The sequence below is a fragment of the Pseudomonas sp. GW822-FHT02E03 genome (assembly GCF_058802325.1).
Genome location: NZ_JBXAOA010000022.1, coordinates 17,911 through 42,821, shown reverse-complemented (window position 1 = coordinate 42,821; position 24,911 = coordinate 17,911). Strand labels below are relative to the sequence as shown.

23 protein-coding genes are annotated in these 24,911 nt (G+C 61.1%); 14 read left to right on the top strand and 9 right to left on the bottom strand.

Annotated elements, in window-relative coordinates:
• Positions 1-19 precede the first annotated feature (19 nt).
• Positions 20-643 carry a C40 family peptidase gene (locus AC1RQB_RS17555; protein ID WP_063342259.1) on the bottom strand — a complete coding sequence of 208 codons (624 nt, stop codon included), beginning with the start codon at positions 641-643 and terminating at the stop codon, positions 20-22.
• 250 nt (positions 644-893) lie between these two features.
• On the opposite strand from AC1RQB_RS17555, the gene AC1RQB_RS17550 reads away from it, so the two are divergent.
• The gene (locus AC1RQB_RS17550) at positions 894-1,325 is read left to right on the top strand and encodes an NINE protein (RefSeq protein ID WP_207267417.1); all 432 of its coding nucleotides are present in this window, start codon (positions 894-896) and stop codon (positions 1,323-1,325) included.
• Between the two features lie 112 nt (positions 1,326-1,437).
• Here the strand turns inward: AC1RQB_RS17550 and AC1RQB_RS17545 are convergent, their stop codons facing one another.
• The 7 genes from AC1RQB_RS17545 to gshB all read right to left on the bottom strand — a co-directional run bounded on the left by AC1RQB_RS17545 (position 1,438) and on the right by gshB (position 7,518).
• The gene (locus AC1RQB_RS17545) at positions 1,438-2,709 is read right to left on the bottom strand and encodes a dihydroorotase (protein WP_008007433.1); all 1,272 of its coding nucleotides are present in this window, start codon (positions 2,707-2,709) and stop codon (positions 1,438-1,440) included.
• The gene (locus tag AC1RQB_RS17540; protein ID WP_007897943.1) at positions 2,706-3,710 is read right to left on the bottom strand and encodes an aspartate carbamoyltransferase catalytic subunit; all 1,005 of its coding nucleotides are present in this window, start codon (positions 3,708-3,710) and stop codon (positions 2,706-2,708) included. The genes AC1RQB_RS17545 and AC1RQB_RS17540 overlap by 4 nt, the downstream gene beginning before the upstream one ends.
• Positions 3,711-3,737: 27 nt before the next feature.
• A complete protein-coding gene (gene pyrR, locus AC1RQB_RS17535) occupies positions 3,738-4,241 on the bottom strand; it encodes a bifunctional pyr operon transcriptional regulator/uracil phosphoribosyltransferase PyrR (protein WP_008068126.1) in 504 nt (167 codons plus the stop codon).
• Between the two features lie 99 nt (positions 4,242-4,340).
• Complete coding sequence (gene ruvX, locus AC1RQB_RS17530; RefSeq protein WP_007897947.1) at positions 4,341-4,778, bottom strand: Holliday junction resolvase RuvX; 438 nt, start codon at positions 4,776-4,778, stop codon at positions 4,341-4,343.
• On the bottom strand, positions 4,778-5,350 hold the full coding sequence (locus AC1RQB_RS17525; protein ID WP_007897948.1) for a YqgE/AlgH family protein: 573 nt from the start codon (positions 5,348-5,350) through the stop codon (positions 4,778-4,780). Before AC1RQB_RS17525 ends, ruvX begins: the two co-directional genes overlap by 1 nt.
• A 190-nt stretch (positions 5,351-5,540) precedes the next feature.
• Entirely contained in the window at positions 5,541-6,440 is a 900-nt protein-coding gene (locus tag AC1RQB_RS17520) for an energy transducer TonB (protein ID WP_008068130.1), read from the bottom strand.
• 106 nt (positions 6,441-6,546) lie between these two features.
• On the bottom strand, positions 6,547-7,518 hold the full coding sequence (gene gshB, locus AC1RQB_RS17515; protein ID WP_008068132.1) for a glutathione synthase: 972 nt from the start codon (positions 7,516-7,518) through the stop codon (positions 6,547-6,549).
• Between the two features lie 233 nt (positions 7,519-7,751).
• On the opposite strand from gshB, the gene pilG reads away from it, so the two are divergent.
• From pilG to AC1RQB_RS17485, 6 genes are all read left to right on the top strand, one after another.
• The gene (gene pilG, locus AC1RQB_RS17510; RefSeq protein ID WP_008068133.1) at positions 7,752-8,156 is read left to right on the top strand and encodes a twitching motility response regulator PilG; all 405 of its coding nucleotides are present in this window, start codon (positions 7,752-7,754) and stop codon (positions 8,154-8,156) included.
• Positions 8,157-8,213: 57 nt separating this feature from the next.
• Positions 8,214-8,579 (top strand): twitching motility response regulator PilH, encoded by a 366-nt coding sequence (pilH, locus tag AC1RQB_RS17505; protein ID WP_008068134.1) that lies wholly within the window; start codon positions 8,214-8,216, stop codon positions 8,577-8,579.
• A gap of 10 nt (positions 8,580-8,589) precedes the next feature.
• Positions 8,590-9,123, top strand: a complete 534-nt coding sequence (locus AC1RQB_RS17500; protein WP_063342260.1) for a chemotaxis protein CheW — start codon at positions 8,590-8,592, stop codon at positions 9,121-9,123.
• A gap of 130 nt (positions 9,124-9,253) precedes the next feature.
• Positions 9,254-11,311, top strand: coding sequence for a methyl-accepting chemotaxis protein (locus AC1RQB_RS17495; protein ID WP_063342261.1), 2,058 nt, complete (start codon positions 9,254-9,256; stop codon positions 11,309-11,311).
• 36 nt (positions 11,312-11,347) lie between these two features.
• A complete protein-coding gene (locus tag AC1RQB_RS17490) occupies positions 11,348-17,251 on the top strand; it encodes an Hpt domain-containing protein (protein ID WP_063342262.1) in 5,904 nt (1,967 codons plus the stop codon).
• Positions 17,244-17,702 (top strand): chemotaxis protein CheW, encoded by a 459-nt coding sequence (locus AC1RQB_RS17485; protein WP_007939375.1) that lies wholly within the window; start codon positions 17,244-17,246, stop codon positions 17,700-17,702. The genes AC1RQB_RS17490 and AC1RQB_RS17485 overlap by 8 nt, the downstream gene beginning before the upstream one ends.
• Positions 17,703-17,816: 114 nt before the next feature.
• Here AC1RQB_RS17485 and AC1RQB_RS17480 read toward each other — a convergent pair whose 3' ends face one another.
• Positions 17,817-18,194: a DUF6124 family protein gene (locus AC1RQB_RS17480; RefSeq protein WP_063342263.1), complete on the bottom strand. Its 378-nt coding sequence runs from the start codon at positions 18,192-18,194 to the stop codon at positions 17,817-17,819.
• 643 nt (positions 18,195-18,837) lie between these two features.
• Here AC1RQB_RS17480 and mdcA point away from each other — a divergent pair.
• From mdcA to mdcH, 7 genes are read left to right on the top strand one after another with little or no spacing between them, the layout of a single operon-like run.
• Positions 18,838-20,508 (top strand): malonate decarboxylase subunit alpha, encoded by a 1,671-nt coding sequence (gene mdcA / locus AC1RQB_RS17475; protein ID WP_007897974.1) that lies wholly within the window; start codon positions 18,838-18,840, stop codon positions 20,506-20,508.
• On the top strand, positions 20,508-21,383 hold the full coding sequence (locus tag AC1RQB_RS17470) for a triphosphoribosyl-dephospho-CoA synthase (protein WP_063342264.1): 876 nt from the start codon (positions 20,508-20,510) through the stop codon (positions 21,381-21,383). The genes mdcA and AC1RQB_RS17470 overlap by 1 nt, the downstream gene beginning before the upstream one ends.
• Positions 21,383-21,682 (top strand): malonate decarboxylase subunit delta, encoded by a 300-nt coding sequence (locus AC1RQB_RS17465; RefSeq protein WP_007941972.1) that lies wholly within the window; start codon positions 21,383-21,385, stop codon positions 21,680-21,682. The genes AC1RQB_RS17470 and AC1RQB_RS17465 overlap by 1 nt, the downstream gene beginning before the upstream one ends.
• Complete coding sequence (locus tag AC1RQB_RS17460) at positions 21,675-22,526, top strand: biotin-independent malonate decarboxylase subunit beta (protein WP_063342265.1); 852 nt, start codon at positions 21,675-21,677, stop codon at positions 22,524-22,526. The genes AC1RQB_RS17465 and AC1RQB_RS17460 overlap by 8 nt, the downstream gene beginning before the upstream one ends.
• On the top strand, positions 22,523-23,326 hold the full coding sequence (gene mdcE / locus AC1RQB_RS17455; protein ID WP_063342266.1) for a biotin-independent malonate decarboxylase subunit gamma: 804 nt from the start codon (positions 22,523-22,525) through the stop codon (positions 23,324-23,326). Before AC1RQB_RS17460 ends, mdcE begins: the two co-directional genes overlap by 4 nt.
• Positions 23,320-23,940 carry a malonate decarboxylase holo-ACP synthase gene (locus AC1RQB_RS17450; RefSeq protein ID WP_063342267.1) on the top strand — a complete coding sequence of 207 codons (621 nt, stop codon included), beginning with the start codon at positions 23,320-23,322 and terminating at the stop codon, positions 23,938-23,940. The genes mdcE and AC1RQB_RS17450 overlap by 7 nt, the downstream gene beginning before the upstream one ends.
• Entirely contained in the window at positions 23,937-24,848 is a 912-nt protein-coding gene (mdcH, locus tag AC1RQB_RS17445; RefSeq protein WP_063342268.1) for a malonate decarboxylase subunit epsilon, read from the top strand. Before AC1RQB_RS17450 ends, mdcH begins: the two co-directional genes overlap by 4 nt.
• Positions 24,849-24,911 lie beyond the last annotated feature (63 nt).

The window sequence follows — 24,911 nt, the reverse complement described above, 5'->3', positions numbered from 1 at the left end:
GGGAATGATCAGTGTCGGATCAACGCTGAACAACCTGCAATTCGTTCTGTTCTTTCGGCAGAACCCGCTTGGCAACCACGTAGTGGCTTTCCCAGTACGGTTTCTTCAGGGTGTCGATGCTCACCGACTTGCCACGGCGTGGTGCGTGGATGAAGCGGTCGTTGCCCAGGTAGATGGCAACATGATTGACCCGGCGGCTCTTGATGTTGAAGAAAATCAGGTCGCCTGGCTTCAGATCGTTGCGATCGACCTTCTCGCCATGGCCGCTGGCCATGGCGTTGGAGGTACGAGGCAGGTCAAACGTAGCGTCGTTGAACGCGTATTTCACCAGACCGCTGCAATCGAACCCTTTACTAGGGCTGCTGCCGCCCCAACGATAAGGCGTACCGAGCACGTTTACCGCGCGGCTCAACACGTTGCTGCTTTCCTTGCTGGCCATTGGCGGTACCAGCTTGCGGTTAGCGCTGCTCAGTTGGGTGGAGCGTTTTACTGTCTGTTTGTTGTTTTTGCTTGAAGGAGCAGAAACATGGGATTTGGGGGTGTAACCATTAACGTTGGGAAGACGTTGCTCACGATTGGTGGCGTGGGCGGCCAGGGGCAATAATAGGCAAATGGTTAGCCATGTCTTGAAAAATGGACGCATTAGGCAAGGCTCATATGGGTGAACGCGCAACTTTATAACAGCTTTTTTGGCCCTTCCGAGGCCGTTGGTCGATTCAAACGGCGGGCCACGGAACTAAATAAGCGGAAAAATTGACGCGGTTGTCGGACAAAAGTCAGGTATTACAAGGCTTTGACAGGAATGAAGTTAGCATTTGCCGTATGTCGGCCGCCTGTAAAAAAGTCACAAAGAATTCAAGAATATTTCTCTATCGTGTGAGTCGAGGTCATCCATGAACACCTATCAACACCCCGTTTCAGAGCAAGACACACACAGCAAAGTGATTGGTTACCTGTTGTGGATTTTCGGTTTTACCGGGGCTCACCGCTTCTATTACGGCAAGCCGGTGACCGGGACGATCTGGTTTTTTACCTTCGGTTTGCTGGGTGTCGGCTGGTTGATCGACCTGTTTCTGATCCCCTCCATGGACCGTGAAGCGGACCTGCGCTTTACCGCGGGCCCCATCGAATACAACGTTGCGTGGATTCTGCTGACGTTTCTGGGGGTATTCGGTGTGCACCGGATGTATCAGGGGAAATGGATCAGCGGTTTGCTGTATCTGGTGACAGGCGGGGTGTTCTTTCTGGGGGTGTTGTATGACTTCTGGACGTTGAATGACCAGGTGTCTATTCGCAATGCGCAGAATAGAGGCGCCTTCCAGTAAGCCTTCGCGAGCAAGCCCGCTCCCACATGTGTTTTCGGTCGTACACAAATTCTGTGTTCGCTGAAGGTCAAATGTGGGAGCGGGCTTGCTCGCGAAGGCAGGCAGCGCGGTGTTAAGCCTGGTGACTGATCCGCCCATCCACCAGGGTGTAACGCACCACACCCGGCAGGCTGTGGCCAATGAACGGGCAGTTTTCGCCCTTCGACAACCAGGTCTCACCGGCCACGGTTGAGGCCGCCGGGTCGAACAGCACGATATCTGCCGGCCCACCTACCGCCAATTTGCCCGCTGGTAAACGCAATGCTTCGGCAGGACCGGCGCCCAAGCGTGCAAGCAGCGTCGGCAAGTCGAGCAAACCGTCTTCCACCAGGGTCATCGCCAACGGCAGCAGCAGTTCCACACTGCTGATGCCCGGTTCGGTGGCACCGAACGGCGCCAGTTTGGCATCGCGTTCATGGGGCTGGTGATGGCTGGAGATGGCCGAGACCACCCCCGACTTCACCGCTGCCCGCAGGCCATCGCGGTCGGCGCGGGTGCGCAGCGGCGGCTGGACGTGATAGAGGCTGCTGAAGTCGATCAGCGCTTCGTCGGTGAGGATCAGTTGATACAACGCCACGTCCGCCGTGACCTTCAGGCCACGGGCCTGGGCTTGGGCGATCAGCGCCACACCGCGGGCGCTGGTGAGCTGGCTGAAGTGCGCGCGCACGCCGCTTTGCTCGACCAGCAGCAGGTCCCGGGCCAGGGCTACGGTTTCAGCGGTTTCCGGAATGCCCGGCAAACCGAGGAAACTCGCAGTCGGGCCTTCGTGAGCCAGGCCACCTTCGGCCAGATCATGGTCCTGCGAATTGAAAATCACCGTCAGGTCGAACGTCGCCGCGTATTCCAGCGCCCGGCAAAGGGTGCGGGTGTTGCGAAAGCTCTCCAGACCGTTGCCGAAGGCCACGCAACCGGCATCGCGCAAGGCGACCAGTTCGGCCAGCTGTTCGCCATCCAGGCCTTTGCTCAGTGCGCCGATCGGGAAGACTTTGGTGTTGCCGGCTTCGCGGGCGCGGTCGAGGATCAGTTCGGCCACGGCCGAGGTGTCCAGCACCGGTTTGGTTTTCGGCGGGCAGCACAGGCTGGTCACGCCACCGGCAGCGGCGGCACGGGTTTCGCTGGCGATCGAGCCTTTGCGGCTGTAACCCGGCTCACGCAGGGCGACGTTCAGGTCAACCAGGCCGGGGGCGGCAACCAAGCCCTTGGCGTCGATGGTGTCTACTGCAACGAAACCCGCTGGAGCGGCGCCAAGGGCGACGATCTTGCAGGCTTCAACGTGGATATCAGTCACTTGATCCAGGCCGCTGGCCGGATCGATAACGCGTGCGCCGAGAATGCTGAGCTTCACTGGGCGTTCTCCTGCTCGAATTGGCGCTGGGCTGTTTGCCCGCTCATGGCCATGGACAGCACGGCCATACGAATCGCGATGCCGTAGGTTACCTGGTTGAGGATTACCGAGTGCGGACCGTCGGCCACCGCCGACTCAATCTCTACTCCACGGTTGATCGGCCCCGGGTGCATGACGATGCAATCCGGTTTGGCCCCGGCCAGGCGCGCGGTGGTCAGGCCGAACAGGCGGTAGAACTCGCCTTCGCTCGGCAGCAGGCCGCCGGTCATGCGTTCACGCTGCAGGCGCAGCATGATCACCACGTCGACGTCCTTCAGGCCTTCGGTCATGTCGGTGTAGACCTTCACACCGTACTGCTCGATGCCGATCGGCAGCAGGGTTTTCGGCGCGATCACGCGGATGTCCGGGCAGCCGAGGGTTTTCAGGGCCAGCATGTTCGAGCGCGCTACCCGCGAGTGCAGGATGTCGCCGACGATGGCCACCGAAAGGTTTTCGAAGCCGCCCTTGTGCCGACGAATAGTGAGCATGTCGAGCATGCCCTGGGTCGGGTGGGCGTGACGGCCGTCACCGCCGTTGATGATCGCCACTTGCGGGCAAACATGCTCGGCGATGAAGTGCGCCGCGCCGGAATCACCGTGACGCACGACGAACATGTCGGCGGCCATGGCTTCCAGGTTGCGCAGGGTGTCGAGCAGGGTTTCGCCCTTGCTCGCCGACGACGTGGACACGTTCAGGGTGATCACGTCAGCCGACAGCCGCTGGGCCGCCAGTTCGAAGGTGGTGCGGGTGCGGGTGGAGTTCTCGAAGAACACGTTGCACACGGTCTTGCCGCGCAGCAACGGGACTTTCTTCACCGCCCGGGCGCCGACTTCGAGGAACGAGTCGGCGGTGTCGAGGATTTCCGTCAGCAGCTCGCGGCGCAAACCGTCGAGCGAGAGGAAGTGGCGCAGCTGGCCCTGATCATTGAGCTGCAGCGGGCGCTTGGTTTCTAGAGGCGTCATCGCGAGGGGGACTCTCAATAGGGCGAATTAAAGGGCGAGGTCTTGAAGTTCGAGCTTGAGTTCCGGGCCGGACAGTTTCACGCGTTCGTGGGCCGCCAGCGACAGCGTCGCGCCAACCACGTTCGGCCGGATCGGCAGTTCACCGGCGTCCAGGTCCAGCAGGCATACCAGCGTCACACTGGCCGGGCGGCCATAGTCGAAGAGTTCGTTCATTGCGGCGCGAATGGTCCGACCGCTCATCAGCACGTCATCGATCAGCACCAGGTGCTGGCCTTCGATCTCGAACGGCAGCGCCGATGGGCGTACTTGTGGGTGCAGGCCGTTCTGGCTGAAGTCGTCGCGGTAGAACGAAACATCCAGGGTACCCAGGGGCGAATCGCTACCCAGTTCATCGAGCAACGCCTGCGCGACCCAGACGCCACCGGTCCGAATGCCGATGTAACGCGGTTCGCTGATGCCCCGTTTGGCCAGATAGGTGTCAAGACGGATCGCCATCTGGCTGATCAGTTCGGCGGGATTGGGCAGGCTCATGGTTTGCTCCTTCTTTGTCCCGAGCCGGATGCCGCTTGAGTGGTGGCTCGGGTTGTAGCTAAGGGAGACGCCGCAGCGGCTCTTCAGAATTAGGTGCGGTCAGGATTCGAACAGCGCTGTGTTTTCGTCGAGCCAGCCTTGCAGCAGCAGGGCGGCGGCGATGGCATCGACCGGGTTGTCGCGGTAACTGCCTTTCTGGCCGCCACGGACCAGGCGTTCGCCCTTGGCCTCGAAGGTGGTCAGGCGCTCGTCGTGAGTATAAAAGGGCAGGTTGTAGCGGCCATTCAAGCGCCGGGCAAACTTCTCGGCCCGCAGGCACATGTCGCTCGGCGTGCCGTCCATGTTCAGCGGCAGGCCGACCACCACAGCGTCGGGTTTCCACTCCTTAATCAGGGCTTCGACCTGATTCCAGTCAGGAATGCCGTTTTGCGCCTTCAAGGTGCACAGCTCGCGGGCCTGACCGGTAATCACCTGACCGACCGCAACGCCGATCTGTTTGGTGCCGTAGTCGAAACCCAAAATCAACCGCAGGGCCATCAGGCGTGCCCCGCCTGGCTGGTGAGCAGGCTGAGATTGACGCCCAGGTGCTTGGCTGCCGCTTCAAGACGTAATTCGCTGCTGGTGTTGAACAGGATGTCGGCATCGAACGGGCAGGTCAGCCAGGCGTTGTCGGCCAGTTCGGCTTCCAGTTGCCCGGCTTCCCAACCGGCGTAGCCGAGGGTGATCAGGCTTTTCGCGGGGCCGACGCCGTCGGCGATGGCGAACAGCACGTCCTGGGAGGTCGACAGGGACAATTCGCCTTCCAGATCAACGGTCGCCTGAAAAGATTTGCCCGATGGGTGCAGGACAAAACCGCGATCGGTTTGCACCGGGCCACCCATAAAGATCGGCACGTGCTGGCAGAGCACTGGTGGTTCGATATCGGGGCGCAATTGCTCGAGAATATCGGCCAGGTTCAGGTCCTGCGGGCGGTTGACCACCAGCCCCATGGCACCATTGGCCGTGTGCTCGACGATGTAGGTCAAGGTGTGCGCAAAGTTCGGGTCGGCCATGTGAGGCATGGCGATCAGGAAGTGATGCTTGAGGTAGCTGGGGCTGACGTTCTTCATGAGCGCTAGTGTGGCGTTGGAGGGGCGAACTGACAAGCTGAGGATGCACAGGAAATGCCCCGAGTCCCCGCAAACAACCTGTTCCCTGTGGGAGCGGGCTTGCCCGCGATGACGGCGGTACATCCAAAATTGAAGTGTCAGACAGACCGCTATCGCGGGCAAGCCCGCTCCCACAGGGGTTCTGTGCTGATCAATTACTGGAGAGTCTGTCCCCACGCGCAAACTTCCACGTCCGAATAATTTCCAGACGATCGATGTCCGACAGATCCCCGGTGAACGGTGCAAATGGCGCCGCGAGCCTTACGATGCGTTGCGCCGCCTGGTCCAGCAGCGGCTGGCCGGAAGATTCCAGCACCAACACTTCATACAGCGAGCCGTCGCGGTTGATCGAGACCATCAGTCGCAAATTGCCGTAAATCTGTTTGCGCCGGGCTTCGTCCGGGTAGTTGAGGTTGCCGATGCGCTCGACCTTCTTGCGCCATTCATCTTTGTACCAGGCGCCCTTGTCGCGCATGGTCGACGCGGCGCTCAAGCGGTGGATGCGCGGGCGCTTGGCGTACAGCTGTTGTTCACTGGCCAGTTCCGCTTCCAGGCTGGCGATGTCGCTGGACAGCTGTGCGCTGTCGAAGGTGGGTGCCACGACCTTGGGTTTGGTCTCGGTCTTGATCTCTTCGCGCTTGGTCGCGGTTTTTTTCGGTTTCGGCGCGACGGTCGTCACGGCTGCCTTGGGGGCTGCTTCCGGCACTTGAGGCGTGGCGGTTGGCGGTGGGGTGACTGGCTGCACCTTGTTGTCCTGGAAGGGCGCGACCTCGGTGGTCTTGGGCGTCGCCTTTTTTTCCAGAGTGCCGCTGCCTTCCTGATTTTCCTGGGCGAGGAAGTCAGCTTTTTCCGGCTTCTTTTCGCTTTTGAACGTGGCGAGGGTGATTTCCAGGGTTTTGCTGATTTGCTGGGGTTCGACCATGGAGAACCCGACGCCCAACAGCAAGGCCAGGTGAATCAGCGCCGCGAGAAACAGGGTGAAACCGAGGCGATCAGCCGGGCGCACACCAAGGTGGGCGAGTTCAGGGGGCAGATCGGACGGGAGTGTCATAACCAAAAACCAACATAGAGTTTTTCACGAGCCCGGCATGATAACGCAATGTTGGTTTTTAGCTTCAAGCTACAAGTTTCAAGCGACAAGCTGTATGCCGCGTGCTTCAAGCTTGAGGCTTGAGGCTTGCAACTTGCAGCTTTTTCTCTATGGCATCCATCAGAAGGCCACCAATGTCGGTGCCGAACGCGTTATCGATCTCGCGAATGCAGGTCGGGCTGGTGACGTTGATTTCGGTCAGATGCTCACCGATTACGTCGAGACCGACGAACAGCAAGCCCTTCTCACGCAGGGTCGGGCCGACTTGCGCGGCGATCCAGCGATCTTTCTCTGTCAGCGGTCGGGCTTCGCCACGGCCACCGGCGGCGAGGTTGCCACGGGTTTCACCGAGCGCGGGAATCCGTGCCAGGCAGTAATCCACTGGTTCGCCATCGATCATCAGGATGCGCTTGTCGCCATCAACGATTGCCGGCAGGTAACCCTGGATCATGATTTGCTGACGGCCATGCAAGGTCAGGGTTTCGAGGATCACCGACAGGTTCGGGTGGCCAGCGGTGTGGCGGAAGATCGACGAGCCGCCCATGCCGTCCAGCGGCTTGAGAATCACGTCACCGTGATGGTCGGCGAATTCACGCAACACGTCGGGGCGACGGCTGACGATGGTCGGCGGCGTGCACTGCGGGAACAGCGTGGCGAAGAGCTTTTCGTTGCAGTCACGCAGGCTTTGCGGCTTGTTGACCACCAGTACGCCAGCACTTTCCGCTTGTTCCAGCAAATACGTGGAGTAGACGAACTCCATGTCGAACGGCGGATCCTTGCGCATCAGGATCACGTCCAGATCGCTCAGCAGCGCGTCGCTTTCGGTACCCAGTTCAAACCATTTTTCCGGGTTGGCGAACACCTTCAGCGGACGCATCCGCCCGCGAGCCTCGCCTTCAGCCTGATACAAATCGCGCTGTTCCATATAGAACAGTTCCCAGCCACGCTTTTGCGCGGCCAGCAGCATGGCCAGCGAGCTATCCTTTTTATAGGAGATGCTGGCGATAGGATCCATGACAATCCCGACGCGAACGCTCATGGGGTTTTCCTCGAAATTGGGGTGCAAAGTGTTGTGAAAAAGTGGCGTCAGAGTGGCGCTGAGTGTGTTCCCGGTCAAGGAAAAACCACCGCCAGGGTCGCCCGATAGATTGGATGGGGAGACTGTGCTAAAAAGGCTGCCATGCCCTGTTGGCCCTTAAGTATCAAGGGTTTCGAGCCAGCGATGAGCGGCAAACGGACAATTTGATTCACAAAGGCGACGGTAGAGCCACTATGGAACAGCATTCCAGCGCCTTGAAGGTCATGGTGATCGATGATTCGAAAACGATTCGTCGCACCGCCGAAACGCTGTTGAAAAACGTGGGCTGTGAAGTCATCACCGCAATCGATGGTTTCGATGCCCTGGCCAAGATTGCCGACAATCACCCCGGCATCATCTTTGTCGACATCATGATGCCGCGTCTGGATGGTTATCAGACCTGCGCTTTAATCAAGAACAACAGTGCGTTCAAGTCCACGCCAGTGATTATGCTGTCGTCCAAGGACGGGTTGTTCGACAAGGCCAAGGGGCGGATCGTCGGTTCCGACCAGTTTTTGACCAAGCCTTTCAGCAAGGAAGAACTGCTGAACGCGATTCAGGCCCATGTACCGGGCTTCACCGCCGTTTCGCCGCAGTAGGACACGCACAGTGACGCTCGGCCATGGGGCCCGGTGTCGACAAGAATGGGGAAGACCATGGCACGTATTCTGATCGTCGATGACTCGCCGACCGAAATGTACAAACTGACCGGCATGCTCGAAAAGCACGGTCATGAGGTGTTGAAAGCCGAAAACGGCGCCGACGGCGTGGCCCTGGCCCGTCAGGAAAAACCCGACGCGGTGTTGATGGACATCGTCATGCCCGGCCTTAACGGTTTCCAGGCGACCCGTCAGCTGACCAAAGACCCGGAAACCGGGCACATTCCGGTGATCATCATTACCACCAAGGATCAGGAAACCGACAAAGTCTGGGGCACGCGCCAGGGCGCCAAGGACTACCTGACCAAACCGGTCGACGAAGAGACCCTGATCAAGACTCTGAACAACGTGCTGGCCGGTTGATCGTCCGGTCATGACCGAGTCGCTGACGGCTTTTGAACTGCTGCTGCAGATTGACCAGCGCTGTCGTCTGCTGGCGGCGGACCTGCCGTCCCAGCCAACCCGACAGGACAGCTGGAGTGGCATCGGCTTTCGCTTGGGCGAGCATTGGTACGTCGCGCCCATGGGCGAAGTCAGCGAAGTCCTGCACGAACCGCGCGTTACCCAATTGCCTGGGGTCAAGCCCTGGGTCAAGGGCGTGGCCAACCTGCGCGGGCGATTGCTGCCGATCATGGATTTGAGTGGCTTCATCGGTCATGAACTGTCGAATCTGCGCAAGCAGCGGCGGGTTTTGGTGGTGGAGCACAACGAGGTGTTTGCCGGGTTACTGGTCGATGAAGTGTTCGGCTTGCAACACTTTGCCCAGGACAGCCTGGAACCGGTAGATACCTTGAGCGGCCCGATTGCACCGTTCATCAAAGGCCGGTTTCAGCGTGAGCAGAATTGGCAGGTATTCAGCCCGTTTGCGTTGGCGCAGTCACAAGGTTTCATGAACGTCGCCGTATAACCTGTGGGAGCGGGCTTGCCCGCGATAGCGGTTCAATAGATGTCGACTGACACGCCCTCATCGCGGGCAAGCCCGCTCCCACAGGGTTCCTGTCAGGTCTCACAAGATGTTGGTTAACAGGCGAGGACCGATGATAAAAGCTAAAACAGGCAAGCCAGAAGGGTCGCGCAGTCGGTCGCAGATCATCGCGCTGTTCATCGCGTTGATCGTCTTCATCATGCTGCTGTTCGCCAACTTCGCATACCTCAACACCCAGGCGAATTACGACAAACAGTACATCGGCCACGCCGGTGAGCTGCGCGTGCTGTCCCAGCGCATCGCCAAGAACGCCACCGAAGCCGCCGCCGGCAAGGCCGCGGCGTTCAAGTTGCTCAGCGATGCGCGCAACGACTTCGCCCAGCGTTGGGGCTATCTGAAGAAAGGCGATCCTTCCACCGGCCTGCCGCCGGCACCGTCCACCGTGCGCCCGGAAATGCGCGCCGTGCAGCTGGATTGGGAGCGTTTGCTGAAAAACACCGACGCCATTCTCTCCAGCGAGCAGACCGTGTTGTCTTTGCATCAAGTCGCCGCAACACTGGCCGAAACCGTGCCGCAGTTGCAGGTCGAGTATGAGAAGGTCGTCGAAACCCTCCTGCAACGTGGCGCCCCGGCGACTCAAGTGGCGATGGCCCAGCGTCAGTCGCTGCTGGCCGAGCGGATTCTTGGTGCGGTGAATACCGTGTTGTCCGGCGATGAAAATTCGCAGCAGGCGGCCGACGCTTTCGGTCGCGACGCGGCGCGTTTCGGCCTGGTGCTCAACGGCATGCTTCAGGGCAATGCGGCACTGAAAATCAGCCAGGTCGAAGACCGTGATGCGCGCGCCCGGCTGACCGAGATTTCCGAACTGTTCGAATTCGTATCGGGTTCGGTGGATGAAATCCTCGAAACCTCGCCGGAGCTGCTCAAGGTCCGCGAATCGGCCACCAATATTTTTACCCTGTCGCAAACCCTGCTCGATGAAGCTTCACACCTGGCCAGCCGATTCGAAAACCTCGCTGGCGGGCGTAACACCGGCACTATCGGTGGTTATGTACTGGGCTTGCTGGCGCTGATGTCGATCATCCTCATCGGCTTGGTGATGGTGCGCGAAACCAACCGTCAGCTGCGTGAAACCGCCGAGAAGAACGAGCGCAACCAGAACGCGATCATGCGTTTGCTGGACGAAATCGAAGACCTCGCCGACGGCGACCTGACCGTGACCGCCTCGGTGACCGAAGACTTCACCGGGACCATCGCCGACTCGATCAACTATTCCGTCGACCAATTGCGCGATCTGGTGGCGACCATCAACCTCACCGCCGGCCAGGTCGCCGCCGCCGTGCAGGAAACCCAGGCCACCGCCATGCACCTGGCCCAGGCCTCGGAGCATCAAGCGCAGCAGATTTCCGAAGCTTCCACGGCCATCAACGACATGGCCCAGTCCATCGATCAGGTCTCGGCCAACGCCGCCGAATCCTCTGCGGTGGCCGAACGCTCGGTGGAGATCGCTAACAAGGGCAACGAAGTGGTGCACAACACCATTCATGGCATGGACAATATTCGCGAGCAGATTCAGGACACCGCCAAGCGCATCAAGCGGCTGGGTGAGTCTTCTCAGGAAATTGGCGACATTGTCAGCCTGATCGATGACATTGCCGATCAGACCAACATCCTCGCCCTCAACGCGGCGATTCAGGCGTCCATGGCCGGTGACGCCGGGCGCGGTTTTGCGGTGGTGGCCGACGAAGTACAGCGTCTGGCCGAGCGTTCATCCGCGGCGACCCGGCAGATCGAAACGCTGGTGCGGGCGATTCAGGCCGACACCAACGAAGCGGTGATTTCCATGGAACAGACCACCACCGAAGTGGTGCGCGGCGCGCGTCTGGCGCAGGATGCCGGGGTGGCCCTGGAAGAAATCGAAGGCGTATCGAAGACCCTCGCGGCATTGATCCAGAGTATTTCCAACGCCGCGCAGCAACAGACTTCGTCGGCCGGCCAGATTTCCCTGACGATGAACGTGATCCAGCAGATCACCACGCAGACCTCGTCCGGCTCCACCGCCACCGCCGAGAGCATCGGCAACCTGGCGAAAATGGCCAGCCAGCTGCGGCGTTCGGTGTCCGGTTTCACCTTGCCGGCCGCTAAAGCGCAGGCTGCGGACAAAGCTTGAACCGCCTCAGGGCGTATGCATTTGATTGGAGTAGTTATGGGTGATCGGCACGACTATGTGGCCCTCGAGTGGGTCAAAGGCGAGATTGCCGAAACGCTGAAACAGGCTCATCAGGCGATCGAAACCCTGATCGACGATCCACAGGCGACGCACACGCTGAGTGAGTGTCTTGCCTGTGTCCATCAGGTTCACGGTAGCTTGCAGATGGTCGAGTTCTACGGCGCGGCCTTGCTCGCCGAAGAGATCGAGCAGTTGACCAGCGCCTTACAGCAGAACCGCGTCAGCCATCGTGACGAGGCGATCCATCTGTTACTGCAAGCCCTGGGGCAATTGCCGACTTACCTCGACCGGGTGCAAGGTGCCCGTCGTGATTTACCGCTGGTGGTGTTGCCGCTGCTCAACGACCTACGCAGCGCCCGTGGCGAAAGCCTGTTATCGGAAACCAGCCTGTTCAGCCCGCAACTGCCGGAGCTGCTACCTCTGGGCCCAGAGGCCTTGGCGCTGCTGGAACCGTCCGACTTGCCGAATGTGCTGCGCAAATTGCGGCAGATGTTGCAGATGGCCCTGGTTGGTTTGTTGCGCGAGCAGGATGACGAAACCCACATCGGTTATCTGGCGAGGGTTTTTGTGCACCTCGAAGGGCTGTGCGACAACGCGCCGCTGAGCCCGTTATGGCAAGTCGCTTCGGCACTGGTCGAAGGCATGCGCAATGGCTCGATTGCCAACAGCCCGGCGTTGCGCAGCCTGTTCAAGGACGCCGACAAAGAGCTCAAGCGTTTGCTCGAACAGGGCATGCCCGCAATCAATCAACCGGCACCGCCGGAGCTGCTCAAGAGTTTGTTGTTCTATATTGCCAAGGCCGAACACCCCACCGGGCAGATGCTGACCATGAAAGATCGCTACTCACTTGACGATGCGCTACCCGACGGCGCGATGGTCGATGAAGAACGGGCAAGGCTGGCCGGCCCTGACCGCGACGCCATGCGTTCGGTATTGGCGGCGCTGTGCGAAGAGCTGGTGCGGGTCAAGGAGCGCCTGGATTTGTTCGTGCGCAGCGACCGCCAGCACACCTCGGACCTCGAAAGCCTGCTGGCGCCCCTGCGGCAAATCGCCGACACCCTGGCGGTGCTCGGTTTTGGCCAGCCGCGCAAGGTCATCATCGATCAACTGGCAGTGGTGCTGAGCCTCGCTCAGGGCCAGCGTGAACCCAACGACGCGACCCTCATGGACGTCGCCGGGGCCTTGCTCTACGTCGAAGCGACCCTGGCCGGCATGGTCGGTACCGTGGAGCCGGAAAGCCAGGAAGACAGCCGTCTGCCGACCACCGACCTGACGCAGATCCATCAGATCGTGATCAAGGAAGCGCGCATTTGCCTGCAACAGGCCAAGGACATGATCGTCGACTACATCGACGCCGACTGGGACCGCCAGCATTTGCAACCCTTGCCGGCGTTGCTGACCCAGGTACGTGGTGCGTTGGCGATGATTCCGTTGGCCCGCGCGGCGAGCCTGGTCGAGACCTGCAACGGCTTCATCCGCGAGCATCTGCTGGTGGACCCGGGCCAGCCCGGCTGGCAGCAACTGGACAGCCTGGCCGACGTCATCACCAGCATCGAATATTACCTGGAGCGCCTCAGCGACGACCCCGAAGCGCCGGGGGAACACCTGCTCGACGTCGCGGAAAAAGGCCTGGCCTCGCTCGGCTTCTTTCCCATCGAACAGCAGGTGCCGATGCTCAAGGATGTGCTCAGCCCCAGTGAAGCCCTGGTCATGCAGGACATGCAGGAGCTGGATGACCCCGAAACCGTTCAGTCCCTGGCCGATGTGTTGGCCAGCCCGGTGTCGTCCGTCAACCCGCCAGCCCTAACCACGCCGGGTAGCCTTTTGCCGCCGCCCGCCGGTGAAGAACCGGTGGACGATGAGCTACGGGACGTCTTTCTCGAAGAGACTGACGAGGTGCTGGAAATCCTTGAGGAGTATCTGCCGCGCTGGTCGGCCAGCCCCGACAGCACATCGGTCTTGACTGAATTGCGCCGCGCCTTCCACACCCTCAAAGGCAGTGGCCGGATGGTCCGCGCGCTGGTGCTGGGTGAGTTGGCCTGGGCGGTGGAAAACCTGCTCAATCGCGTGCTGGAACACAGCGTTGCACCTTCGCCTGCAGTGCAACAACTGGTGGGCGATGCGCTGAAGCTGTTGCCGGAACTGGTGGCCGAGTTCGCCGCCAATGCCCAGCGCCAACGCAACGATGTCGATCAATTGGCCGCCCGCGCCCATGCCCTCGCCAAGGGTGATAAACCGGTGTCCGATGAAGACGTGCAGGATGTCGCGGCGCTCGATCCACTGTTGCTGGAGATCTTCCGCAACGAAGCCGAAACCCATTTGAGCAGCCTCAATCGCTTCCTCGACCAGGCCGCCGAGCACGTACCGCTTCAAGCCAGCGACGAGTTGCAGCGGGCGTTGCACACCCTGAAGGGCAGCGCCTCGATGGCCGGCGTGCTGCCGATTGCCGAGCTGGCGGCGTCGCTGGATGAACTGGCCCGGGAGTACAAGGCGCACCGGATTGCCCTCGACCTGGACGAAGTTGAATTGCTGCTGGAAGCCGAAGGGCTGTTCCGCCTTGGGCTGCGACAACTCAAGAGCGACCCGCTGGCTGAAATCCCCGACGCCCGCTCGCTGATAGAGCGAACCCAGGCATTGCTGGCCGAGCGTCTGCAAAGCCTGTTGACCACGCCCAATACGAAGCAGCGCATCAAGCGCGATCCGCAACTGATCAACAATTTTCTTGCCCAGGGCATGGACATCCTGCTGGACGCCGAAAGCCTGTTGCAGCGCTGGCAGCAACATCCCGGCGAGCGGCAGGAACTCAGTGCGTTACTGGACGAACTGACCACCCTGGGCGAAGGCGCGCACCTGGCCGATCTGCATCCGGTGGATGAACTCTGTGAAGCTTTGCTCGACCTGTATGGCGCTGTGGAAGAAAGCAGCCTGGCGGTCAGCGAGGCGTTTTTCCATGAGGCGCAAAGTGCCCATGAAGCGCTGATCAACATGCTCGACGAACTGGCCGCCGGCCAGGAAGTCACTGCCCAACCGCAGCGGGTGCGGGCCTTGCGCGGCTTGCTCGATGAGAGTCTCGATCCATCCGCCATGGGCCTGATCCGCAGTGACGGCAGCCGCACCTTGAGCATCCGCGAACTGGGCAGCGCCACCGCCGAGCTGGAGCAGAGCGCGACGCAGGTGGAGCTGGACGACGAAATCGTTTCGATCTTCCTTGAAGAAGCGGTGGATATCCTCGAGAGCGCTGGTCAGGCTTTGCAGCGCTGGCTGAGTGACCCGGACAACGCCGCGCCGCTGTTGTCCTTGCAGCGCGATTTGCACACCCTCAAGGGCGGTGCGCGGATGGCCGAGGTCGAACCGGTCGGCGATCTGGCCCATGAACTTGAAAGCCTTTACGAAGGCCTGGTGGACCGCCGTTACAGTCACAGCGAAACGCTGGCGCAGTTGCTGCAGCAGAGCCATGACCGACTGGCCATGTTCCTTGATCAGTTGCAGCACAACCGTCCATTGGGTGATCCGGGCGAGTTGATCCAAGCCATTCGCGAGTTTCGTCAGGGCAATGCCGGCAGCGCCGAGGTGATCGAACCAGCGGCGAGCAATGACTCGGCGGGTCATGATTCCGAGCTTCTGGAGATCTTCCTCGAGGAAGGTTTCGACATCATTGAAAATTCCGGTGCGGCGCTGTTGCGCTGGCAGGCCGAGCCGTCGAGTCGCCAGGAAATGGAAACCCTGCTGCGCGACTTGCACACCCTCAAGGGTGGCGCGCGGATGGTGGAGATTGTGCCGATTGGCGACCTGGCCCATGAACTGGAATTTCTCTACGAAGGCTTGTCGGCTGGCGTGCTGCAACCCACCGCCGAGCTATTCTCGCTGTTGCAACGCAGCCATGACCGACTGGCGCAGATGCTCGACGCCACCCGCGCCGGTCAGCCATTGCCGCCGGCCGATCGGCTGATCGATGCGATCAAGAATTTCAGCCATCCGGCAGTGCCCGAAACATCGGCACCCGTGACGCTGCCCGTAGCGCCCAAAGCCGAGACAACCGCGCTGCAACCGGAAGGCACCGACACGGTCAAGGTCTCGGCGGAATTGCTCGATGACCTGGTCAATCTGGCCGGGGAAACTTCAATCTTCCGTGGCCGCATCGAACAACAGGTCAACGACGCACGGGTGGCCCTGAGCGAGATGGAAACCACCATCGAACGCATGCGCGATCAGTTGCGTCGCCTCGATACCGAAACCCAGGGGCGGATCCTCAGCCGTCAGCAAGTCGACGCCGAACGCCTGGGGTACGAAGAATTCGACCCATTGGAGATGGACCGTCACTCGCAGCTGCAACAGTTGTCCAGGGCGCTGTTCGAGTCTGCCTCCGACCTGCTCGACCTCAAGGAAACCCTCGAACGGCGCAATCACGACGCGGAAAACCTGCTGCAACAGCAGGGCCGCATCAACACCGAATTGCAGGAAGGCCTGATGCGTACGCGCATGGTGCCGTTCGAGCGAATGCTGCCGCGTTTGAAACGCATCGTGCGGCAGGTCGCCAGCGAACTGGGCAAGGACGTGGACTTCGTCGTCGGCAACGCCGAAGGCGAGATGGACCGCAACGTCCTCGAACGCATGGCCGCGCCGCTGGAACACATGCTGCGCAACGCCGTCGACCATGGGTTGGAATCGGCCGAGGTACGTATTGCGGCCGGCAAGCCGGCTCAGGGCAAGATCACCCTCGACCTGTCGCGAGAGGGCGGCGACATCATTTTCGACATCCGCGACGACGGTGCCGGCGTGCCGCTGGACGCCGTGCGGCGCAAGGCGATCAAGCGCGGGTTGCTCGATCCGGACAGCGACATCAGTGATCGCGACGTGCTGCAATTCATCCTGCAACCGGGGTTCTCCACTGCCGAGAAAATCACTCAGATCTCCGGGCGTGGCGTCGGCATGGATGTGGTTCACGAAGAAGTCCGGCAGCTCGGCGGCAGCATGACCATCGACTCTGTGCCAGGGCAGGGCGTGCATTTCCGGATTCGCCTGCCGTTCACCGTGTCGGTCAACCGCGCGCTGATGGTGCAGTGCGGGGAGGATCAATACGCGATCCCGCTGAACACCATCGACGGCATCGTTCGGGTGTTGCCCAACGAACTCGAAGGGCATTACCGGCTCGATCCGCCGACCTACGAATACGCCGGGCAACGTTACGAATTGTGCTATCTCGGTGAACTGCTGAAAACCAGCACCCGTCCAAAACTGCTGGGCCAGAGCCTGCCGTTGCCGGTGTTGCTGGTGCAATGCAACGAGCGGCACGTTGCGGTGCAGGTGGATGCCATGGCCGGCACCCGGGAAATCGTGGTCAAAAGCCTTGGCCCGCAGTTCGCCGCGGTGCAGGGTTTGTCCGGGGCGACGATTCTCGGTGATGGCCGTGTGGTACTGATTCTCGATTTGCTGGCACCGATCCGCGCGATGCAGGCACAGGTGCCGAAGCGGCCTGTGACTCAAGACGTAGAGCCCGAGCCGCAACGGCCCTTGCTGGTGTTGGTGGTCGACGATTCGGTCACCGTGCGCAAGGTCACCAGCCGTCTGCTGGAACGCCACGGCATGAACGTGCTGATCGCCAAGGACGGTGTCGACGCCATGTTACTGCTCGAAGAACACATGCCCGACCTGATGCTGCTGGACATCGAAATGCCGCGTATGGACGGCTTTGAAGTGGCGACCCAGGTACGCGCCGACGAACGCTTGCGGCATCTGCCGATCATCATGATCACCTCCCGTACCGGCCAGAAACACCGCGACCGCGCCATGGCCATCGGCGTCAACGACTACCTCGGCAAGCCATACCAGGAATCGGTGCTGCTCGACAGCATCGCCCGATGGAGCAAAACCCATGCATGAACACCGCTCCAGCAACCTCACCGGTCTGCTACTGCCCCTGGCTGACCGCAACCTGATCCTGCCTAACGTCGCTGTCGCTGAACTTATCGACTATCAGCCGGGGGCTTTCGATCTCGATACACCGCCGTGGTATTTGGGGCGGGTGACGTGGCGGGAGAGGCAAATTCCATTGCTTAGTTTTGAGTCGGCGTGTGGCAACAAAGTGGTGATCGGTGAGCGAGCACGGATCGTCATCCTCAATGCCCTCGGTGGGCGGCCTGAGCTGAAGTTCATTGCGTTGCTGGTGCAGGGGATTCCGCGGTCTTACAAGCTGGATAGCCAGTTGAGCTATGTGGATGTGCCGTTGTGTTCGCTGGAACAGGCGGCAGTGCAGGTGGGGGAGCAAGTGGCCAAGGTGCCGGATTTGTTGGCGTTGGAAGAGTTGCTTGTTACAGCAGGGTTAGCCCATTGATCGTTCCCACGCTCTGCGTGGGAATGCCTCAACGGACGCTCCGCGTTCGGCTTTTTGGGACGCAGAGCGTCCCGGGCTGCATTCCCACGCAGAGCGTGGGAACGATCTTCTGCGTTAAACCCCGGCCCGAGCCTTCATCTGCAACGACTCATGATGATCCAGCACCCGCTCCACCAACAACTGCACGCCATCTGCCAAACGGCTGAGCGCCAAGGCTACAGAGCGGCGTGAGCCTTCCACATCGTCCGCCAGATCGGCCGCAATGGCGCTGATAGACAGCAGGTCTTCGGAGGCATTGGCCAGAAGGGCTTCGGTGTCGATATCGGGGCAGACGGCGAAGAGCTGGGATTTACGGCGTTTGGCCGGTTTTTCATGGAGTGGGGGGAAGTAATGGGAGAAGGCGTGGTCGGCGGCTTCCTTCATCTTTTCTGCATCGAGGGATGCTTGGGAATCGACGTCGGTTTCCGGGGGGGTGGGAGTAGCTTTGAACATAGTGAAGCTCCATTTAATGAGTTTCAGCTGCTCCATCGGGTTCCAATCGAAGGGGTGGCAGCTGTACGCGGGCTGGAACCCGGGCAAACGGACAAAACCCGACAGACACTAAGGTCTCCCGCGCACAGCCGCCATAACGGAGTGCACACATTAAAGGTGCGCAAGCATACGTTATGAAAGGCGCTTTTGCCTCGTTAACACCACGGGGTTCCAATCCCGGTCGCTGAGTTTGCAGCGACCCCCAAACGATAAAGACCAACGCAAAACCGCACCAGTCAGCGGGTTCCGGCATTGCTGTAGGCAGCGACGCAAGGTTGTGTAGCCTCTCACCGTTCCTGCGGACAAACTTTTAAACACAAAACCCCAGGCTGTCGGACCTTCCAACAAGCCCCTCGCCACAAAGGTTTCTGCGTTCCTGATCGTTCCCACGCTCTGCGTGGGAACGCAGCCCGGGACGCTCCGCGTCCCATTCGAGAGCTGGAACGCGGAGCGTCCCTCGAGGCATTCCCACGCAGAGCGTGGGAACGATCGGGACGGTGTTCGATTATTACGGTCAGCGTAACGATCCGTCCCTCTGCTTGATTGATGCCCCCACCCAACGCTCCTAAGGTGACCCCCACGACAGCGAACCCGTGGAGTGGTCATGACAACAACAATATCCCCCGACTCGCGATGGACGCGGCGGCGCAGCGAAAAGCAGCGGCGCCTCGAATGGGTGAAGGGGCTTGCCGACGGTGTGGTGTTGCCCACCGACAAGATCGTTGCGGCGCTGGAGGCATTGATCCTGCCCGGCGACCGTGTGGTGCTGGAGGGCAATAACCAGAAGCAGGCGGACTTCCTTTCCCGCTCCCTGGCCAAGGCCGATCCCGGCAAGCTGCATGACCTGCACATGATCATGCCCAGCGTCGGGCGTTCCGAGCACCTGGACCTGTTCGAGCGCGGCATTGCGCGCAAGCTCGACTTCTCTTTTGCCGGCACCCAAAGCCTGCGTATCAGTCAGTTGCTCGAAGACGGTTTGCTGGAAATCGGCGCGATCCACACCTACATCGAGCTCTATGCGCGGCTGGTGGTCGACCTGATTCCCAACGTCGTGCTCTCGGCCGGTTTCATGGCCGACCGCGCCGGCAACATCTACACCGGCCCGAGCACCGAAGACACCCCCGCATTGATTGAACCGGCGGCGTTCAGCGATGGCATCGTCATCGTGCAGGTCAACCAATTGGTGGACGATGTCAGCGAACTGCCCCGTGTCGACATTCCCGCATCCTGGGTCGACTTCGTGGTGGTGGCCGACAAGCCGTTCTATATCGAACCGCTGTTCACTCGCGACCCACGCCACATCAAGCCTGTGCACGTGTTGATGGCGATGATGGCGATCCGCGGGATCTATGAAAAACACAACGTCCAGTCCCTGAACCACGGCATCGGTTTCAACACCGCCGCCATTGAACTGATCCTGCCGACCTACGGTGAATCCCTTGGTTTGAAAGGCAAGATCTGCCGCAACTGGACCCTCAATCCTCACCCAACCCTGATCCCTGCCATCGAAAGCGGCTGGGTCGAAAGCGTGCATTGTTTCGGCACCGAACTGGGCATGGAAAACTACATCGCCGCTCGACCGGATGTGTTCTTCACCGGCCGCGACGGCTCGCTGCGCTCCAACCGGATGTTCTGCCAACTGGCCGGCCAGTACGCGGTGGACCTGTTCATCGGTGCAACCCTGCAAGTCGACGGCGACGGCCATTCCTCCACCGTCACGCGCGGCCGCCTGGCCGGTTTCGGTGGTGCGCCGAACATGGGCCACGACCCGCGCGGTCGCCGCCATGGCACGCCGGCCTGGCTTGACATGCGTCACGACGATGCACCCGAAGCGTTGCTGGAACGCGGTAAAAAACTCGTGGTGCAAATGGTCGAGACCTTCCAGGAGGGCGGCAAGCCGACCTTCGTTGAAACCCTCGACGCGGTGGAAGTGGCGAAGAAAAGCGGCATGCCACTGGCGCCGATCATGATTTACGGCGACGACGTCACTCACTTGCTGACCGAAGAAGGCATCGCCTATTTGTACAAGGCCCGTTCCCTCGAAGAGCGTCAGGCGATGATCGCCGCCGTCGCCGGGGTGACCGCCATCGGCCTGCGCCATAACCCGAAAGACACCGCCCGCATGCGCCGCGAAGGCCTGATCGCTTTGCCCGAAGACCTCGGCATCCGCCGCACCGACGCCACCCGCGAGTTGCTCGCAGCGAAAAGCGTGGCCGATCTGGTGGAGTGGTCCGGTGGTCTCTACAACCCGCCCGCCAAGTTCAGGAGCTGGTAATGCACGCATTCAACCTGCAACCGAAACCTTTAACCCTGACTGAGCGGCTGGCGGATCTCGCGGTGGACGCGCTGATCGACGAAGCGGACTTGTCGCCGAAACCGGCGCTGGTCGACCGTCGCGGCAATGGCGCGCACACCGATTTACACCTGAGCCTGATGCACGCCTCGGCGCTGTCGTTGTGGCCGGCGTTCAAGGCAATGGCAGAAGCGGCCATGGAGTTTGGCGAAGTCGGTTTACCCCTGCGCGAAGCCCTTGGGCGGATTGGTCGTGACGGTGAGCAAGTGATGCTCGCCACCACCAACGGTGTGAATACTCATCGTGGGGCGATCTGGGCGTTGGGGCTGTTGGTCGCTGCGGCGGCGTTGGAATGTACGAATACCAAAGCAAGCGCCGTGACCTTGCGCGCTGCACGCCTGGCCTTGCTCGACGACCGCTACGCCCCGCGCCCTCTAAGCCATGGCGCTCAAGTGGCCCAACGTTATGGCGCTCGCGGTGCCCGTGAAGAGGCGCAGCTTGGTTTCCCGGCCGTGCTGCAACGTGGCCTGCCGCAACTCAAACGCAGCCGCGCCGCCGGCCATGGCGAACAGAACGCCCGGCTCGACGCCTTGCTGGCGATCATGACGACACTGGCCGACACCTGCGTGCTCTACCGCGCAGGCGAAAGCGGCCTGCAGACCATGCAACTCGGCGCCCAAGCAGTGCTCGACGCCGGCGGCAGTGCGAGCCTGGCCGGTCGCCGCCGTTTGCATGAGCTGGACCAACAATTAATCGCGTTGAATGCCTCGCCCGGCGGCGCTGCGGACTTGCTCGCAGCCTGCCTGTTTATCGACCGCATCGAGTCGGGCGCCGGCGTCCTCCAGGGAGCGTTTTGATGGAAACCTTATCCTTTGAATTCCCCGCCGGGCAGCCGCCACGGGGCAGGGCGCTGGTGGGCTGCGTGGGCTCGGGCGATCTGGAAGTGCTGATCGAACCGGGGCTAGCGGGCAAGCTGACGATCCAGGTGCAGACCTCGGTCAACGGCAGCGAACAACGCTGGCAGCATCTGTTCGCGCGGATGTTCGACGGCCAGACACCGCCCGCGATGGCGATCGATATCCACGATTTCGGCGCCACTCCCGGCGTGGTGCGTTTGCGCCTGGAACAAGGCTTCGAGGAGATCGGCCATGACTGACAGCGCAGCGCTTCTCAGCAAACATAGCTTCGTCGAACTCGGCGCCCGGCAACGAGCGAAAGCGTTGCTCGACGCCGGGACCTTTCGTGAGCTGCTCGACCCGTTTCAGCGCGTCATGTCGCCGTGGCTGTCGCGCCAGGGCGTGGTGCCGCAAGCCGATGACGGCGTGGTGATCGCCAAGGGCAGCCTCGGCGGTTTGCCGGTGGTGATCGCTGCCATCGAAGGCGCGTTTCAGGGTGGCAGCCTCGGTGAAGTCGGCGGAGCGAAGATTGCCGGCGCGCTGGAACTGGCCGCCGAGGACAACCGCAAAGGCATTCCCACTCGCGCTGTGCTGTTGCTGGAAACCGGTGGCGTGCGTTTGCAGGAGGCCAATCTGGGGCTGGCGGCGATTGCCGATATTCATGCGGCGATTGTCGATTTGCGCCAGTACCAACCGGTAGTTGGCGTGGTCGCCGGCAGCGTCGGTTGCTTTGGCGGCATGTCGATTGCCGCCGGGTTGTGCAGCTATTTGCTGGTGACTCAGGAAGCGCGCCTTGGCCTCAACGGCCCCCAAGTGATCGAGCAGGAAGCCGGACTTGAGGAATACGACTCCCGCGATCGCCCGTTTATCTGGAGCCTGACCGGCGGTGAGCAACGTTTCGCCAGCGGTCTGGTGGACCGCTATGTCGCCGACGACGTGGCGCAGATTCAGCAGCAGGTTAGCGAGTTGCTCCAGCAGGGGTTGCCGGCGCAGCAACGCAGCCGCCAGGCCGAATGGTTTCTGCAACGGCTGGCGCGTCTGGACGCCGAACCACAAATCGAGCCGGCGACGGTTCGCGATCTGTATCAAGGAGAGCGCTCATGAGTTCGTATTCCCTGAGAGGCTTGAACTGGTTCAACGCCTTGAGTGCCGGCGCAAAACCGGTCGCGGGTTTGCCGGCATCGTTGAAAGTCGCCGATGGTTTATTGGGCGATCAACCTGTTCGATTTATCGCGGTAGTGGCCGATCCCGACAACCGTTTCGTCCGCGCCCGCAATGGCGAGGTCGGTTTGCTGGAAGGCTGGGGCTTGGCCAAAGCGGTGGCTGACGTCATTGCCGCGGATAACGACAAACCTCAAAAACGCGCCTTGATCGCCATCGTCGATGTGCCGAGCCAGGCTTACGGTCGGCGCGAAGAAGCCCTCGGCATTCATCAAGCCTTGGCCGGTGCTGCGGACAGTTATGCCCGTGCCCGACTGGCCGGGCATGCGGTGATCGGTTTGCTGGTGGGCAAGGCGATGTCCGGGGCGTTTCTCGCTCATGGCTATCAGGCCAACCGGCTGATCGCGCTACGCGATCCGGGCGTGATGGTGCATGCGATGGGCAAGGCGTCGGCGGCGCGGGTTACCTTGCGCAGTGTCGAAGAGCTTGAAGCCTTGGCCGCCAGCGTGCCGCCGATGGCCTATGACATCGACAGCTTTGCCAGCTTGGGTTTGCTTTGGGAAACCTTGTCGGTGGATCAGATCGAACAACCGACGGCGGCGGATCTGGCGCGGGTGAACGAGTGTCTGGTTCAGGCGATTGACGATGTCGGGGCTGGTCGTCGCGATTTGAGCGGCCGCTTGGGTGCGCCCAACCGCGGCGCGTCGAGCAAGGTTCGCCAACTGCTGAGAGAGCAGTGGTGAGCACGCTTCTGGCCCACGACCTGCTGTGTGGGATGACCCCGGAGCAGTTGCCTGCGGATGCGCCTGCGTGGGTGATCGAGTCGATCAGCGCGGGTCAGCCAGTGGTGGTTCGGCGTGCGATGAGTGCGCCGGATCAGATCGCGGTCGGGGTACGAGGACGCTTGCGTGAGCAGCGTTATGCAACGTCGATGGCGATCACGGCGATTTCACGTCGGGTAAGTCCGGAAGAGCTTTGTCATGTCGAGACGGCGCGGGATCTGCCGGCGTTGCGAGCACTGGTGCAGCTGCGGCCAATGCTCGATGCCTGCGGTTGGGTGTGGGGTGTCAGCGGCAGCGCCGGGTTTGAATTGGCCAGCGGTTTTGCGGCGTTGCATGAGCGCAGCGATCTGGACTTGATTCTGCGTACACCGCAACTGTTGAGCCGACTTCAAGCGCAAGAGTTGGTGACGCTTCTCGGCACTGCTGAATGTCTGGTCGACATGCAATTGCAGACACCTTACGGCGCTGTAGCTCTGCGCGAATGGGCCGGCCCGTCGCATCGGGTGCTGCTCAAAAACGCTCAGGTCGCCTGCCTGGTCACCGATCCGTGGAACCCGCAGGAGCAAGCAGCGTGAGCAGTTTGCTGGTGTTCCCCGGCCAAGGCGCGCAGCAACCGGGCATGCTCCATCGCTTGCCTCGGGAAACGCTGATCGAGGCGAGTGAGGTGCTGGGTGAAGATGTTTTGTTGCTGGATTCTGCCGAGGCGTTGCAGTCAACGAGGGCGGTTCAGCTATGCCTGCTGATCGCCGGAATCGCCGCTTCACGTCAGTTGTCATTGAGCACGGATTACGTGGCCGGACTGTCCATCGGAGCTTATCCGGCGGCGGTGGTCGCCGGCGCCTTGAGCTTCAGCGATGCGCTGCATCTGGTCAGCCTGCGCGGTGAGCTGATGCAGCAGGCTTATCCTCAGGGCTATGGCATGACCGCGATCATCGGTCTGGATCTGGCGACGGTGGAAGGTTTGCTGGCGCGGGTGCACAGCGTCGACACACCGGTTTACCTGGCCAATATCAACGCCGATACCCAAGTGGTGATTGCTGGCAGCGAGGAGGCGATGAAAGCGGTTGCCGAGTTGGCGAAGGGGCGTGGCGCCGGTCTGGCCAAGCGTCTGGCGGTCAGCGTGCCGTCCCATTGCCCGTTGCTGGAAGCCCCGGCAAAAATCCTGGCCGAAGCCTTCGCCAAGGTGCAATTGAAAACGCCGACCCTGGGTTATCTCAGCGGCAGCCGCGCCCGGCCTGTTATCAATCCGGAGGCGTTACGCGACGACCTGGCCTTCAACATGTGCCGCGTGGTGGATTGGCGCGGCACGGTACAAAGCGCCTACGAGCGCGGCGTACGTCTACAGATCGAACTGCCGCCCGGTGCGGTGTTGACCGGGCTGGCGCGCCGGGTGTTCGAGCAGGGCACCGTGATTGCTTTCGACGGTGCGCGGCTCGATACCTTGCAGGCGCTGTTGCGTGAGGAGGGAAGCCGCCAACCCTAGATCACCGACTCAGGCTGCGAACTACAAAAACAACAATTCCGACGATGCACTTTGAGGACTACA